The sequence below is a fragment of the Croceibacterium sp. TMG7-5b_MA50 genome (assembly GCF_039830145.1).
Classification (GTDB): Bacteria; Pseudomonadota; Alphaproteobacteria; order Sphingomonadales; family Sphingomonadaceae; genus Croceibacterium.
The window spans coordinates 1,153,504-1,168,473 of the sequence record NZ_CP156082.1; the positions used below are offsets into that span (position 1 = coordinate 1,153,504).

Sequence of the window (14,970 nt, forward strand, 5' to 3'; positions counted from 1 at the left end):
CGATGATCCGCCGCCTAGCCCCTCTGTCGCTGCTGGCGCTGAGTGCCTGCGCTACCCTGCCGACCACATCATCGGGCGAGTTGCAGATCCTGGCTATCAACGACTTCCACGGCAATCTGGAGGTGCCAGCGCAACCGACCACCTGGTACGGCACGCCCGCCAACGTGCCCAGCGGACAGCAGAGCGCGATCCTTGGCGGCGCGGCGCGGCTGGGGGCGCAACTCGCCAGCATGCGCGAAGGCCATGCGAGCAGCATCACCGTGGCGGCGGGCGACCTCATCAGCGCCAGCCCGCTGATTTCCTCCTATTACCTCGACGAACCGAGCATCGCGGCGCTGAGCCAGATGGGGCTGGACCTCGCCGCTGTCGGCAACCACGAATTCGATCGCGGCACGGCGGAACTGACCCGCCTGCAACAGGGCGGCTGTGGGCAGAACACGCCCAAGCAGCCCTGCGCGCTGGAGCCGTTCAGCGGGGCCAGTTTCCAGTACCTCGCCGCCAATGTGCTGGATGAAGCAGGCAACACGCTGTTCCCCGGTACTGCCGTCAAGCAGTTCGGCGATGTCACCGTCGGCTTCATCGGCATGACGCTGAAGGAGACGGCGCAGGTGTCCAGCCCCGCTGGCACCGCGGGCTGGCGCTTTGCGGAGGAGGCGGAAACGGCCAACCGGCTGGCGGGCGAGCTGCAGGCAGAGGGCGCGGACCTGATCGTGCTGCTGCTGCATCAGGGCGGCGCGGTAGATGGCATGTTTCGCGCGGACGACTGCCCGGGACTGGACGGCGCGGTGGTGCCGATCATGGAGCGGCTTAGCCCGGCGATCCCGCTGGTCGTCTCCGGCCATACACACAATGCCTATGTCTGCCGAGTGCCGCAGGCCGGCGGGGGCGAGCGGCTGCTGACCAGCGCCGGCCGCTACGGCAATTTCGTGACCGACATCCGCGCCGCCCGCGATGACAATGGCCGCTGGACCTTCAACGCGCTGAACGTGCCGGTCACCGGTGCCGCGGGGGAGCAGCAGGGCATCGCCGCACTGGTCAGCCGCTATGCCGCTGCGACCAGCGGCGTGAGCAACCGCGTGGTCGGGCAGATCGCCGGATCGCTGGAGCGCGGGACCCAGATCGACGGTCCGTTAGGCCGGCTGGTGGCCGATGCGCAACTCGCCGCCACACGCGCGCAAGGGGCGCGGATTGCCTTCATCAACCAGGGCGGCGTTCGCACGACGTTCACGCCGGCAGCTGATGGGTCGGTGACGTTCGGACAGCTTTACGCCCTGCAACCCTTCGGCAACACACTGGAAGTGGTCGAATTGAGCGGGGCCGACCTGCTGCGCCTGCTGGAGGAGCAGTTCCAAGTAGGCCAGGACGGCGGCACCATGCTGTTCCCGTCGCGCGGCTTCGCCTTCGCCTTCGATCCCTCGCGGCCGGTCGGCAGCCGGATTACCAGCGCGACGCTGGATGGACAGCCCTTGGCACCCGGCGGCACCTACCGCGTGACGGTGAACAACTTCTTGGCGAGCGGCGGCGACGGCTTCACCGTGTTGAAGGGCGGCACCAACGTGGGCCATGGCGGCGTGGACCTGGATGCGCTGGTCGCGTTCATCACGGGCGGCGTATCAGTTGATCCCGCCGCGCGGATCACGCGGGTGGGCGCACTCTGACGCCGCCGGTCACGCCTGACGGCCGCTACATCGTGGTGCGCGGACGCTTGTGGCGACGCACCAACCCGGCGTTGCCAGCGGCCGAGCGGCAGGATTTGGTAAACCAGCTGATGGCTGCACGCAGCGCCGTCGGACGGGCGATGCGGGCTGGCGACACGGCGGCGCTCTCCACGGCGCGGCGGGCGGTTGATGCCGCAAAAATCGCGCTGGGCGAACGCGGGCCAGTATGGTGGGACGATGGCGCGCCGGACCTGAACCGGCACATGGCGCGCAACACGCCGTATAGGGGCTGGTTCGAAAATCTCAGCGAGCCGGGTTGACCTCCGTCTCCGGCTGACGGGCGTAGCGTCCGGCAAGCCACGCGCAGACCATCAATTGCAGTTGGTGGAAGATCATGACCGGCAGCAGCACGGTACCGACCTCCGCCGGGACGAACAGCACGCCCGCCATCGGCACGCCGGAGGCCAGGCTCTTCTTGGACCCGCAGAACAACAGCACGATCCGGTCCTCGCGTGCAAAGCCGAACAGCCGGCCAAGCATGGCGGTCGCCCCCAGTACGATGGCCAGCAGCAACAGCGATACCCCGGCGATTGTCAGCAGGTCCGTCAGCGAGACCTGCCCCCACAATCCCTCGACCACGGCAGCGCTGAAGGCGGTGTAGACCACCAGCAGGACCGATCCGCGATCGACCACCGTCAGCATGCGCTTCTGCCGCGCCACCCAGCCGCCGATGCGGGGTTGCAGCAGGTGCCCGGCCAGGAACGGCAGCAGCAGCTGCGTCACAATGGTAACCACCCCCGCGCCGGAGATCGCACTGCCATTGTCCTGTCCCCCGATCAGCAGCGCCACCAGCAGCGGAGTCAGCGCGATGCCCGCCAGGTTGGAGAACGCCGCGCTGCACACAGCCGCCGCCACGTTCCCGCGCGCCATGGCGGTGAAGGCGATGGAGGATTGCACGGTGGATGGCAGCAGCGTCAGGAACAGCAGCCCGGTGCGCAAGGCAGGGTCGAGCACCGGCAGCGACCATATGCCGAGGCCGAGCAGCGGAAACAGCACGAAGGTGACCGCGCCCGTCGTCAGGTGCAGGCGCCAGTGCCGCGCGCCATTCATCACCGCCTGACGCGACAGACGCGCGCCATGCAGGAAGAACAGCAGCACAATGGCGACGTTCGCCGCGTCGTCGGCGATCGTCGCGCCAACGCCGCGTGCCGGCAGCAGCGAGGCTAGGATCACGGTGCCGACGAGCAGCAGGATGTAGCTGTCGATGCGCAGCCGGGAGAGGAGCGAGTTCATGCCGAACGGGCCCGGCCTACCGGTCCCCTTCCCCCAACCAATGTTCGTTGGCGGGCGGCACGAAGCTGGCGATCCGCTCGATCATCGTTGCCGGATCGCGCTCCACGATCAGCATCGCCCGGTGGCGCGGCTGCAGGAAGCCTTCGGCCACCACGTCGTCGATGAAGCGGCCGAGCCGGCTGTAGAAGCCGTTCACGTCCAGCAGGCCGACCGGCTTGTTATGGTAGCCGAGCTGCGACCAGCACCATGCCTCGAACATCTCCTCGAACGTGCCGATACCGCCGGGCAGCGTGACGAAGCCATCGGCGAGATCGGCCATCATGGCCTTGCGCTCATGCATGGTCTTGACGACGTGTAGTTGAGTGATGCCCTGATGGTCATGCTCACGCGCGCGCAGCGCCTCCGGAATGACGCCGATCACCTCGCCGCCGGCGGCGCAGGCCGCATCGGCGACCACGCCCATCAGCCCGACCGTGCCGCCGCCATAGACGAGGCCAATGCCGCGCTGCGCCAGCAAGGTGCCGAAATCGTGCGCGGCTTGGGCATAGAGCGGGTTGGCCCCCGGAGAGGAGCCGAGATAGACACAGATGCGCATGGGGTTCAGTCCAGCCTTTCGGGCACGGAGCGCGCCTCTTCCAGGATGGTCTCGCGGTCGCTGACGGCTTCCCACGGGAACACGAACCAGCGCTTGTCCGTGTCGCGGTCGATCTCGTCCACCCAGATGTCCGCCGCCGCCCGGCTGCGGACATTGTTGATCAGCATGGCGAAGCGCAGGTTTGCCGCGTCGCAGCCCTGATCGGTCAGTAATTGCCGGATGTAGGCGACGGTGCCGCCGCTGTCGTTGATGTCATCCACGAACAGCAGCCGGCTGCCGCCCGCGCTCATGGTCGCGATCTTGCCCAGCAGCTCGTCGGCGAAGCCCGGTACCTTCGCCGAATGGTCGATCGAGAGCATCGGCACGTCCAACTGATGCGATACAAACACGGCCGGCACCAGCCCGCCGCGGCCGATCCCGATGATGAAGTCGGGCTGCCATTCCCCCTGCGCAACGCGCGTCGCCAGCAGGCGGACCTTGTCGAGGAAGTCGTTGTAATATTCGAGGTAGAACAGCTCGGGCTCGGCGTCGTCACTCATGCATCATGTGTCCTGTCGATGGCATGGACCCGCTGTTATCGCATGCACCCGGGGGCGGCAAATCGTGGTGGGCAAATCATGCGGCGGGTGGCGCGCCACACTCGTCGGCGATACGATGGGATAACCGACCGGGCCGCTGCTCCCGGGAAAAGCGCGGCATGCATCCGTCGGCAGGGGGAATAACGGATATGTACCGACTGGGCTTCGCCGCCGCCGTCAGCCTGCTCGCGCTGGCCGCATCACCCGTGCGGGCCGATACCGGCTTCTACCAATATCCGGCGGTCCGGGGCGACCTGCTGGTCTTCGCCAGCGAAGGTGACCTTTGGCGCACGGCGCGCGATGGCGGCACCGCGGTGCGCCTGACGAACCATGAGGCGGAGGAGACGGACCCCAAGCTGTCGCCTGACGGAACGATGGTAGCCTTCACCGCCAGCTACGACAGCAACCAGGACGTCTATGTCATGCCCGTCGCCGGCGGGACGCCGCGTCGGCTGACCTACGAAGGCGGGTTCCTGCGCACGGTCGGCTGGACGCCCGACGGCAAGGTCATCTTCTCCTCCCGCTTGACGGGCGGCGGTCAGGGCGAGGTGCTGTACATGATCGATCCTGCCGGCGGCGCACCCGTCGCCATCCCGCTGTGGCGAGCAAACGATGCGACCTTCGGCGTGGACGGGCGCACGCTGTTCTTCTCCCGCCGGGGCCTCTACGCCCGGGCCCGCGACAATGCCGTGCTGTATCGCGGCGGCGGGATGGAGCAGCTGTGGCGCTGGACGATGGGCTCCGCCGAGGAGGCCGTGCAGTTGCTGCCCGATTTCGGCGCGCCCATCCGCATGCCGATGGCGCATGGCGGACGCATCTGGTTCGTCTCCGACAAGAGCGGCGCGGATGCCATCTGGTCCGTGTCTGAAGATGGCAGCGGCGTGACGCAGCACGGGCCGGAGATGCCGTTCTCCATACTGCAGGCGAGCATGGATGGCGGCGACATCATCCTGCAGAACGGTGCGGACCTGCATGCCTTCGCCACCGCGACCAACACGCTGCAGCCGCTGACGATCGACATCGTGACCGACCGGGAACAGACCCGGCTGCGCTCCATCGCCGATCCGTTAAGCCAGCTGGAGGCAGCGCGCATCTCCCCGTCGGGCGAGAGCGTCGCCGTGACCGTGCGTGGCCGCGTAGCGCTGGGCGCGCCGCGCCAATTGCGCCGCGTGGAGTTTGCGGTGCCGCTGGACGCCCGCGCGCGGCAGGCGGTGGTGGATGCGAAGGGTGAGCGAGCCTTCATGATCCTGGACCAGGGCGAACGTGGCGACATCTATGCCATGGCGGCTGACGGATCAGGCGCGCCGGTGCGGGTGACGAGGGGCTATGACGCTTACATATGGTCCTTCGCCGTCGCGCCCGACGGCAAGACGATCGTGGTGTGGGACAAGCGGGCCCGTCTGCAGAAGGTGGACGTCGCCACAGGGCGCGTCACGCTGCTGTCCCAGAACGACACGGGGGAGGACGACGTCTTTGCCGATCTCGTCTTCTCGCCCGATGGCACCCACATCGCCTATGCGGAGCGGTCGCGGTCCAACAACGCCAACACGTCCGACCTTTTTCTCCAGAACCTCGCCACGGGGGCACGGGTACGGGGCACGTCGGGCAAGTACAACAGCTACGCGCCTGCTTTCGCGCAGGATGGTGCGTGGCTGTACTTCATCTCCGACCGCAACTTCGTGCCGTCCCCCGGCAGTCCGTGGGGTGACCGCAACATGGGCGTGGACTTCCCCGATCGCGGGGAGATCTACGCGCTGCAACTCGACCCGTCGGCCGACTTCCCGTTCCGCGAGGATAACGAGCTGACCGGGGGTGACGATGAGGAGTCGGACGAAGCCGAGGCGGACGGCGCGAAGGACGCGCCCGCCGACGACGTGGACGACAACGAGGAGAAGGAGACGAAGAAGCCCGCACCCATCGTCCTCTCGGGTCTGGCGGAGCGGCTGTACAAAGTGCCCGTGGAGCCGGGAATGGAAGGCACGCTGCTCGCCACCGAGGAGTTCCTGTACACCATCAAGGACAAGAACGTCGTTTCCATAGCGATCGACAAGAGCGATCCCAAGGAAGAGACCTTTGCGGAAGACGCGCGCGACATCGAACTCTCCGCCGATGGCAAGACGCTGCTGCTGGTGTCCGGCTCGCCCGAAAAGCCGTCGCTGGCGCTGGTGCCCGCCAAGGCCAAGCTGCCGGAGGAGATGGACCCATTGAGGGTGCGGCTGGATGACTGGCGGCTGGCAGTCGATCCCGTGGCGGAATGGAGGCAGATGTTCGTCGATGCCTGGCGTCTCCACCGCGACTTCGCCTTCGACCCGGCGCTGCGCGGCGTGGACTGGAACGCGGTACGCACTCAGCACGAGCCGTTGCTGGCGCGGATCGGTCATCGGGCGGAGCTGAACACGATCCTGGGCCAGATGGCGTCGCGCCTGGGCATCCTGCACAGCCAGGTGCGTCCCGGCGACCTGCCGCGGGATGACGAGAACAGCGAGATGGCGTTCCTGGGCGCGCGGCTGACGCCGGTTTCCGGCGGGCTGCGCATCGACAGCATCTACCGTGCGGAAGCGGACCTCGTGGCGCTGCGGCCGCCGCTTCGCCGTCCTGGCGTGGACGTGCGGCCGGGCGACATCGTGCGGCGCGTCGACGGCCGGCAGGTGACATCCATGGCGGACCTGCAAATGGCGCTTGCCGGCCGGGCGGGGCAGCAGGTGCGCCTGGACCTGGTGCGCGGCGGCGTGGCACGAACCGAGATCGTCGAGCCGATGACGATGGAAGGACTGGGAACAGCCAGCTATCTCGATTGGGTCGAAGGGAAGCGGGCGGAGACACGGACGCTGTCCGACGGCCGGATTGGATACCTCCATCTGGAAGCCATGGGGGCGGAGGATGTCGCCAGCTTCGCGCGGGACTACTTCTCCCAGCTCGACAAGGACGGCCTCATCATCGACGTCCGCAACAACTCGGGTGGCAATGTGGACAGCATCATCATTTCCATGCTGATGCGCGAACCTTGGGCATATTGGGCGCGGCCCGATGGTACGGGCGTGCCGACGACCAACATGCAAAACGCCTATCGCGGGCATGTGGCCGTGCTGATCGACGAGCGGACCTATTCCGACGGGGAGACCTTTGCCGCCGGGATCAAGTCGCTGGGTATCGCGCCGCTGATCGGCACCCGCACAGCGGGCGCCGGCATCTGGTTGTCGGACCGCAATCGCCTGACCGACAATGGCGCCGTCCGTATCGCGGAGAACGCGCAATATGCGATCGATGGCAGCTGGATCGTCGAAGGGATCGGGATTGCGCCTGATCACGAAGTGGAGAACCCGCCCCACGCTGCATTCGACGGGCAGGACGCGCAGTTACAGGCGGCCGTCACCCTGCTTAAGCAGCGGATCGCCGCGGAGCCGATGACGCCGCTGCGGCCGCGTCCGTTGCCACCGCTGGGTACCCCGGCGGGCGACGTGCGCCCGATTGAACAATAAGGAAAAACGGGCGCCGGGACCGAGGGGGGGGGGTTCCCGGCGCCCCAGAAGCAGACGGCGGCGCGTGGATGGGGGGTCAGGGTCCACACCGCCGTCCGCTGTTCCGCATCAGAAGCCGATCTTCAGCGTCCCGCGCAGGGCCACGGCATTGGCATCAAGCCGGTCCTCCAGCCGGACCTCGCCCGACATCTCGAACGTCTCGCCACCGCCCAGCGCGCGGAGGCCAGCGAACCAGCCGCTTTCCATCTGTTCAGGGTCGAGCGTGAAGCGGGTGCCGGCATCGCCGAAGCGGGCGGTGGTGGAACCCAGCGATCCGCGGGCGATCTCGCGCCAGCCGCCCTCGCCTTCCACCCGGAACCAGCTTTCGTCCCCCTGCCCGCGTCGGCCGCGGCCATTCCCCATGAAGTCGATACCAGCGACCAGCGATCCATTGACGCCCAGCTCGTCACTGGTGCGCTCCTCCACGATCAGGTTCAGGCTCTCGCCGCCCGTCTCGGCATAGCCGTCTTCCTGCAGGCGCGTGTAATCGACGCTGACCTGTGGCCGCACGAAGAAGTTACGACCGCCGAACTCGTAGGCAAGGCCCGCGCTGCCGCCGGTCACCGTGCCGTCCCATTCGCCCTCTATGTCCCGCGTGACCACGTCATCGCCGGCCTGCCCAGTGAAGGTGCGCTCGGATTCAAAGTTCGACTTGCCGACAAAGCCGCGGACATGTGCGCGCAGGCCGTCCCAATTGCCCCGCCAATAGGCGGCAAGGCCGTAGGTGTTGCCGGTTGTCTCGCTGCCGGCATCGTTGTTGTAGTCGGTCCACAGCCAATTCACGCCAACGCCCAGGGCGCCAAACCCGGTGTCAATCTCCGCCGCGGCGCCGTAGCCGAGGCCGTCCTGCATGAAGCTGTCGGTGACGCCTTCCCCCTTCTCCGTGCTCCAGCCGGCGACGGATAGGATCACGTCCACCCCGCCCAGTGACCAGGTCGGGCTAGGCGGATCCATGATCTGCCGGCCTAGCGCACGGGCGCCCTGGCTGATGCTTTCGAAACTGCCGCCGGCATGGTCGGGCAGCATCTGCCGCACGGTGCCGCGGAACTGGGCACCATCGGTGATGCCGAGGAACACGTCTTCGATGTCATCGTCCGCGCCGATCGCCGCGAACACCGCATTGTAGGCGCTGGTCTGCGACCGGTTCAGGCCAAGCTCCGTGGCGGAGCGGCGGGCTACGTCCACCGCCAGTGCATTGGCGGGTGCGTTGCTGGCGACGCTGGCCTTGAACAGGAAGGGGATCAGCGTTGTATCGGTGACCAGCCCGCCAGCCCCGTTCAGGCTGCCGGCCTGCAGGATGGTATAGCGCCCTTCCGCATTGGTGACGTCGCTTAGGCGCAGTTGCAGCTTGGCATCGCGGCCAAAGTTTGCCGCGCCTGTGACGGTGAGAGCCGTGCCCTCCCCGGCCGCCTTGCTCAGCGTCGCGCCGAAAGTGGTGCCCACCGCCATGTCGAGCGAAGCGATGGTCGCGGTGCGGCTGATGTCCAGCGTACCGCCGCTGACATTCACCGCCAGGTGTGCCGAATTCGCCAGCGTGCCGGAAAAGCGTGCGGTTCCCCCAATCGTCAGCCGGTCGGCGCCGCCGCCGAAGTCGGCCTGCCCTGCGAAGATCGCGGTGCCGGCAAGGCCCAGCGTATCGGATCCGCTACCGAATATGGCGGCGCCCGCATGGATCGCATCGCCAGACAGCGCCAGCGAGTTGGCGCCGCCGCCGAACCGAACCGTTCCGGCAAGCAGCCCGTCCGCCACCTCGACCCGGTCGTTGCCAGCCCCCAGGCGAACATCGCCCGATATGGACGGCGCGGCGATGCCGGTGGCGACCTGCGTCTGCCGGATCGTCACACCGGAATTGTTGGCGGAGAGGTCGATGGCGACGTTGCGGCCGGAATCGGCGCGTGCGCCGCTTGCCGCGATGGCGCCGCTGTTCTCCAGCAGCGTGACCGTGCCGCTGCGGTCGATCACCGCAGTGGCGCTGCCATTCTCTCCGCTGGCGGCGGCACGGATGATCCCGCTGTTGCGGATCGTGGGCAGGCTGGCGCCGGCATCGATCACCACCGCTTGTGTCTGAGCCGTATCGGCATTGCCGCCGCGTGCGTCGACCGTGCCGCCGACCTGCAGCGCGCCCGTGCTGGCGCCGGCGCCAAACCGCAAGGCGGTGGCGCTGGTGCCGTTGGAGTTGGCGCTGACGGTGCCGTTCACCGTTACCCCGTTGGCGATCGTCACGGCACCACCACGGCCGCCGATAATCAAGCCGTTACCAGCGACGCCGGCATATACCCCGTCGCCAGTCACCCGCCCGTCGATCTGCAGTCCGTGCCCGCTGGAGGTGCCCGCAACCGCGCCGATCGTGATCGCCCGATCAGTTGCGCCGATGACCATCGCGGGTGCCGCACCCAACGAAATGACCTGCGCGCTGCCTTCGCGGGCATCGTCGATCCCGTCGGCATCCTCGTCATTATTGGTGGGGGATGCGTCGCGCGGCGGCACGGCCAGCACGATCCCGCCGGTGACATTGCCGTCCACCACCAGCGCCGACCCGCCCTGCAGCAGGTCGTCAGCGTCCAGCCGGGTGGCGCCGCTGGGCGCCGCGTTGTAGCGGTAGCCGGTGGCGGTGATCGCCCCCTGCACCACCATCACGCCGGCGACATCGCCGGCGAAGCGCGCACCCACCGCGTCGACGCCGCGCGCGGTCAGCGGACCGGCGAGCCGGACATTGCCGGCGATCGCCTGCGCCTGCAGGCCGATCGCGCGGTCACCCGTGACCGTGGTGCTGCCATCATGCACTAGCGCGCCGTTCAGCGTCCCCCCCAGCACGATGCCAGCAGAATCATTGCCCTCCACCACGATGGTGCCCGTATGGCTGAGGCGCCCGGCATGCGCACCGGCGGTCCGGATGGCGAAGCGGTTGCGCCCCAGAGCCAAGGGCCCGTCAAGATCGCCGTCATTGTCGGTGTCGGTGGGCGTGTAAGGCTCGTCCAGCGTGATCGTACCGGTATTGGCAATGTCGCCGCTGGTGCCCGCCTGTGCCAGGATGCCGGTGGAGTTGTCGGCATTGGCGATCGTGATCGCGCCCGCATTGGCGACCGCATTGTTGCTGTCCACCGTAACCGCGGTGCCACCACCGACCACGACCGATCCGGCGGAAGTGATGGTGACGTTGCCCGGCGCGCCATTGGCGATGGTGGCGGTGCGGACCGGATTGGTCACGCGGGTTGTGATGTCTTGCGCTACGGCCGGCGTGGCCACAGCCATCGCTGCCGTGGAGGCAAGCAGGTAACGATGCATTGAGAACCCTTCCCGTCCTAATCCTGTCATCAGGACGGAGTGGAAGAGCGCCAGCCTTGGCCGGCACCCGCATTTCGTCAGAACGCGGCGTCGAATCCCAGGCGAATGGTGCGCGGGCGCAGTGGCGTCACCTGCTGGCGATCCTGCACGAATGGCGTGCCGAGCGCGAAGCGATTGCCCCGCGTATCAGCAAGGTTGGTCACGCCAAGCGTGACGCCCATGTCGGCCCGCCCAAGCCGCAGGGTCAGACCGCTGTCGAGGTAGTCGCCCTGCGGCTCCCCCAGTTCCGGCCCGATGCCAAGTCGCGACCTGCCGACATAGCTGGCCCAGCCACGCGCGGTCAGCTCCAATGAAGGGCCAACAGGTCGGCGCCAGTCGAACCCCGCCCTGACCGACAGGTCCGCGATGTTGGGCACCTGCCGGGTCCGCTCGATCGTCTCCGCCCGCGTCACCCGGTCCACCGCCCCGATGCTGGCCAGGAAGAAACTGACGTCTTCCGCCCGGACCCTGCTGCTGTTGACGGAGAGCCCACCATCCAGGCGCAGTTCGGAAGTAATGGCCACGCTGCCCGACAGCGTGGCGGTCCACACCCGGCCGTCGCCGATATTGGCGGTGCTGGGGAAGCCCGTGCCGTCGATGAAGTCGGCCTGAATGTCGCGCCAGTCTGTGAAGGAGACGCTGGCCGCGATATCGAACGGCCCGCGTCCGGCGGTGCCATGGCGGGCGCCCAGTTCGTAGGTGCTGGTGCTGTCGCGATCGAACCGGCGGACAATATCACCTTCGATCGCCAGGCCGCCGGGCCGGAAGCCTTCCTGATATCGCAGATAAAGCGTGGTATCCGGCTGCAATTGCGCCAGTAGCGCGGCCGATGGCAGCAGCACCGTCTCCCGCCGTTCCCCTGTGATCGCGCGCAAGGTGGCGACCAGCGGCAATGGCAGGTTCTCCCCCTCGCCATCCAGTTCTGACCGGGTCAACCGCGCGCCGGCCGTGGCGGTGAGGCCGGGCAACAGGCGCAGGCTCGCCTCGCCATAGACGGTCGCTTCCTCGATCCGGTTGGTGACCCCGGTAGTGGCGATGCGCTGCTGCGCTGCGGTGTCGTCGATGGCGCGGGTCAGCCGGACGCGGTTGCGCATGTAGCTGATCCCCGCCAGCCAGCCGAACCGCTCCCCGGTGGGCTGCCACAGGCGGGTCTCATGCGCGAACATGTGCGTGTCGTTTTCCTGCACGAACAGGCGCGGCGTGACGGGGTCGCGTGTGGCGTCGTAGCGTTCGGTGAGATCCTGCCGCGTCAGCCCGGTGGTGGAGCGGAGCTGCAACCCGCCGATCCGGCCCGACAATACGAACTGCCCCTGCGCGAAGCCGGCATCGGAGCCCTCCGTCACCAGGGCATCGCGCGTCAGTTCGTGCGATCGGGTGATTGTGCGATCGGCGTACTGGCTGTCGGCCGCGTCGATCCGCTGGCCGATACCCATCACATCCGCCGTCCAGCCCGGCGCCAGCTCCACCCGCAGCATGGCGCGGCCACCCAGGATGTCCGAACGGTTGACGTCCTGCTGCCCGATCAGTGGCTTGTCGATGTAGCCGCCGCTGCGCATTGCATCGACCACCACGCGCAGCGCGGCGGCATCTGCGGCCACCGGCAGGTTCAGCGTCGCGCCTACGTCCACGCCCGGTCGGCCATGCTGGGTCAGCGATCCGCCGATGCGCGCACTGGCGGCGGTCACGTCCAGTTGCGGAACATTCGGCACCAGGCGGATGATGCCGCCCAGCGACCCTGCGCCGTACAAGGTGCCCTGCGGCCCTTCCAGCACCTCCACCCGTGCAAGGTCGGACAGGCGCAGATCGGGATCTGGTGCGTTGTAGCCGAGCCTGAGGTCGCCGAGATACTGCCCGACCGTTGCCTGCGTCGGCCCGGTGAAACTGCTATCGGCGATGCCGCGGATGAAGAGTTTGTTGCGTCCGCTGCCCAGGTGAGTGGAGGAGACGCTGGCGAGCGCTTGCGTGATCCGCTCCGTCCCGCCGACTCCGCCGAAAGTGAGCACCTCCCCTTCCCGCACCGCGACCTGCCCAGCGAATTGACTGAGGTCGAGGTCACGCTTGCTGGCGACCACGGTGATCGGCTCACCGACGACCTCGGGCGGGGGTACCTCCGGGCGTGGCGCAATCGATGTGGCCGGCGCGCGTCCCGGCACGATCCGCCAGGCGCCCGTACCCACCATGACGGCCCGCCCGCCGACGGTGGCCGCGATCCGCCGGACAGCATCGACGGCGCGATGCCGGCCACGCAGCGCGGGGACCCGGCGACCGGCCAGCAGCGGATCGGCGATGACGATGCTGGTGCCGCTCTGCCGGGCGATGGCGATCACCGCCTGCCCTGCCGTGGTGGCCGGCACGTTCAAATCGACCTGCCCGTCCCGCGCAACCGCCGGAACAGCCAGCGCGGCACCCGCCATCAACAGCAGCGCACGCGCCGCATGGCGCATCTCAGCCGCCCCCGATCAGCCAGGTTGCGCCCTGCCGACGAACCGGAACGCCCAGCAGGGCGGCGGCCGCCGTCGGATCGCTGCGCACGGCGGCGATCTGGATCGAACCTGTCAGGCTGCCGCGCGGCGCACCGGGCACGATAGCGAAATGGTGTCCGCTCGCGCGTGTCAGTTCTGCCGCGACTTCCGCCAGGCTGGCATCGGTGAAGGTCAGGCGGCCGTCACGCCAGCTGCCGATGTCGGCCGTGGCGACCTCCTCGACGATCAGCCGATCCTCGCCCGCCATTTCGCTCAGCCGGTCGCCAGCGTCCAACCGTACCGCGGCACCGGACGGGTCGACGATCACCGCCCCTTCCGCTACCGCCACGGCGAAGCCACCCGCATCGTCGCGCACGTCGAACACGGTGCCTGCATCCAGCAACTCATGCCCCCCCGCCTCCACCACGAAGGGATCGGCTGCGTCATGGCGAACCGTAAATAGGGCCCGTCCGCCATCCAGCCGGGCGAAGCGCGGATTGTTTCGGTCGAGCGTCAGGCGACTGCCGCCCGCAAGATCGATGCGGCTGCCATCCTCCAGCGCCACGGCCAGCACCTGGCCGGGCGCGGTCTGTCGCACCTGCAGGTCGGGCGCCGTGCGCTGCCACAGACCGATGGCCAGCAGGCCGGCAACCGACGCCGCCAACGCCCCGCCCAACCAGCGGCGACGGGTGGCAGAACCGACCGGCGCGGATGCGGCGTCCGGCACGGCCGCGCCGCTTGCCGCCAGCTCGCCCGCTTCGACTGCTGCCGCGGCGATCCGGTCATAGGCGGCACGATGCTCCGCACTCGCCTCCAGCCAATGCGTGAAGCCGTCCCAATCGGCGAAGGCCGGGTCCAGCGTGCGTACCGCCCAGCCCAGCGCCTCTTGTGTCACCTGATCATCCGGCTGCATGGCGCGGTCCTCCTGCACACCAGACGGAGCCACCAGCCGCCAGCCTCGACACGGAGCGCAAAGGCGCGTCAGTCGGCATCGAACTGCTCCCGCAATTCGGCCAGCGCGCGGTACGCGATCCGCAGATCGCTCTCCACGGTGCTGAGGCTGACGCCGAATTCGGCGGCGATCTGCCGCTGTGCGATGCCGTCCACCCGGTGCCGGCGGAAGATGGCAGAGACGCGGGGCGGATGCAGGTCGGCCAGCAGCGCCTCGACCGCAGCCATCAGGTTGCGCCCCAGCACCGTCCGTTCGGCCGAGGGCGCAGCAGACACCAGTGGGTCACCCGCGCCCTGCGTATCGCTCCACGCCCGATCGCGGGACACCGCTTGGCGGCGGGCGCGATAGCGGTCGATCAGCACGGTGTTGGCGGCACGGTAGAGGTAAGCCAGCGGGCTTGCCACCGGCCCGCTTTGCGTGGCCGCGATCCTCAGCCAGACATCCTGCAATACATCCTCCGCCTCGTCCCCGGCACCACGCGCCGCAACGAAGCGCAGCAATTGCGCGCGATGCTGCAGAAAGGCCGCTTGCAGGCCGGATGAGGGCGGAGTGTCGGCCATTGCTCCCTTGCCGGCCGGGATTATGGCCGC

The 14,970-nt window shown here is 68.3% G+C and carries 10 protein-coding genes; 3 read left to right on the forward strand and 7 right to left on the reverse strand.

Annotated elements, in window-relative coordinates; genetic code table 11:
• The first annotated feature begins 2 nt into the window (after window positions 1-2).
• A complete protein-coding gene (locus V5740_RS05730; RefSeq protein WP_347304109.1) occupies window positions 3-1,658 on the forward strand; it encodes a 5'-nucleotidase C-terminal domain-containing protein in 1,656 nt (551 codons plus the stop codon).
• Between the two features lie 110 nt (window positions 1,659-1,768).
• A complete protein-coding gene (locus V5740_RS05735) occupies window positions 1,769-1,978 on the forward strand; it encodes a hypothetical protein (RefSeq protein WP_347304110.1) in 210 nt (69 codons plus the stop codon).
• On the opposite strand, the gene V5740_RS05740 is transcribed toward V5740_RS05735, so the two are convergent.
• The 3 genes from V5740_RS05740 to V5740_RS05750 are packed head-to-tail and all read right to left on the reverse strand — an operon-like array spanning window position 1,962 to window position 4,085.
• Entirely contained in the window at window positions 1,962-2,951 is a 990-nt protein-coding gene (locus V5740_RS05740; protein ID WP_347304111.1) for a bile acid:sodium symporter family protein, read from the reverse strand. The genes V5740_RS05735 and V5740_RS05740 overlap by 17 nt on opposite strands.
• 16 nt (window positions 2,952-2,967) lie before the next feature.
• On the reverse strand, window positions 2,968-3,546 hold the full coding sequence (locus V5740_RS05745) for a TIGR00730 family Rossman fold protein (protein WP_347304112.1): 579 nt from the start codon (window positions 3,544-3,546) through the stop codon (window positions 2,968-2,970).
• Between the two features lie 5 nt (window positions 3,547-3,551).
• Window positions 3,552-4,085: a phosphoribosyltransferase family protein gene (locus V5740_RS05750; protein WP_347304113.1), complete on the reverse strand. Its 534-nt coding sequence runs from the start codon at window positions 4,083-4,085 to the stop codon at window positions 3,552-3,554.
• A 188-nt stretch (window positions 4,086-4,273) separates the two neighbouring features.
• Here V5740_RS05750 and V5740_RS05755 point away from each other — a divergent pair, with 188 nt between their 5' ends.
• Complete coding sequence (locus tag V5740_RS05755; RefSeq protein ID WP_347304114.1) at window positions 4,274-7,603, forward strand: S41 family peptidase; 3,330 nt, start codon at window positions 4,274-4,276, stop codon at window positions 7,601-7,603.
• Window positions 7,604-7,711: 108 nt separating this feature from the next.
• Here the strand turns inward: V5740_RS05755 and V5740_RS05760 are convergent, their stop codons facing one another.
• The 4 genes from V5740_RS05760 to V5740_RS05775 form a co-directional block, all read right to left on the reverse strand.
• Entirely contained in the window at window positions 7,712-10,849 is a 3,138-nt protein-coding gene (locus V5740_RS05760; RefSeq protein WP_347304115.1) for an autotransporter outer membrane beta-barrel domain-containing protein, read from the reverse strand.
• 155 nt (window positions 10,850-11,004) lie between these two features.
• Entirely contained in the window at window positions 11,005-13,410 is a 2,406-nt protein-coding gene (locus V5740_RS05765) for a TonB-dependent receptor (protein ID WP_347304116.1), read from the reverse strand.
• 1 nt (window position 13,411) lies between these two features.
• Window positions 13,412-14,341 carry a FecR domain-containing protein gene (locus V5740_RS05770; protein ID WP_347304117.1) on the reverse strand — a complete coding sequence of 310 codons (930 nt, stop codon included), beginning with the start codon at window positions 14,339-14,341 and terminating at the stop codon, window positions 13,412-13,414.
• A 68-nt stretch (window positions 14,342-14,409) separates the two neighbouring features.
• Complete coding sequence (locus tag V5740_RS05775; protein ID WP_347304118.1) at window positions 14,410-14,940, reverse strand: RNA polymerase sigma factor; 531 nt, start codon at window positions 14,938-14,940, stop codon at window positions 14,410-14,412.
• Between the last annotated feature and the right edge of the window lie 30 nt (window positions 14,941-14,970).

Coding starts and splice junctions, on each gene's coding strand:
- V5740_RS05730 (WP_347304109.1), top strand. CDS start 3: ATGATCCGCCGCCTAGCCCCTCTGTCGCTGCTGGCGCTGAGTGCCTGC.
- V5740_RS05735 (WP_347304110.1), top strand. CDS start 1,769: ATGGCTGCACGCAGCGCCGTCGGACGGGCGATGCGGGCTGGCGACACG.
- V5740_RS05740 (WP_347304111.1), bottom strand. CDS start 2,951: ATGAACTCGCTCCTCTCCCGGCTGCGCATCGACAGCTACATCCTGCTG.
- V5740_RS05745 (WP_347304112.1), bottom strand. CDS start 3,546: ATGCGCATCTGTGTCTATCTCGGCTCCTCTCCGGGGGCCAACCCGCTC.
- V5740_RS05750 (WP_347304113.1), bottom strand. CDS start 4,085: ATGAGTGACGACGCCGAGCCCGAGCTGTTCTACCTCGAATATTACAAC.
- V5740_RS05755 (WP_347304114.1), top strand. CDS start 4,274: ATGTACCGACTGGGCTTCGCCGCCGCCGTCAGCCTGCTCGCGCTGGCC.
- V5740_RS05765 (WP_347304116.1), bottom strand. CDS start 13,410: ATGCGCCATGCGGCGCGTGCGCTGCTGTTGATGGCGGGTGCCGCGCTG.
- V5740_RS05770 (WP_347304117.1), bottom strand. CDS start 14,341: ATGCAGCCGGATGATCAGGTGACACAAGAGGCGCTGGGCTGGGCGGTA.
- V5740_RS05775 (WP_347304118.1), bottom strand. CDS start 14,940: ATGGCCGACACTCCGCCCTCATCCGGCCTGCAAGCGGCCTTTCTGCAG.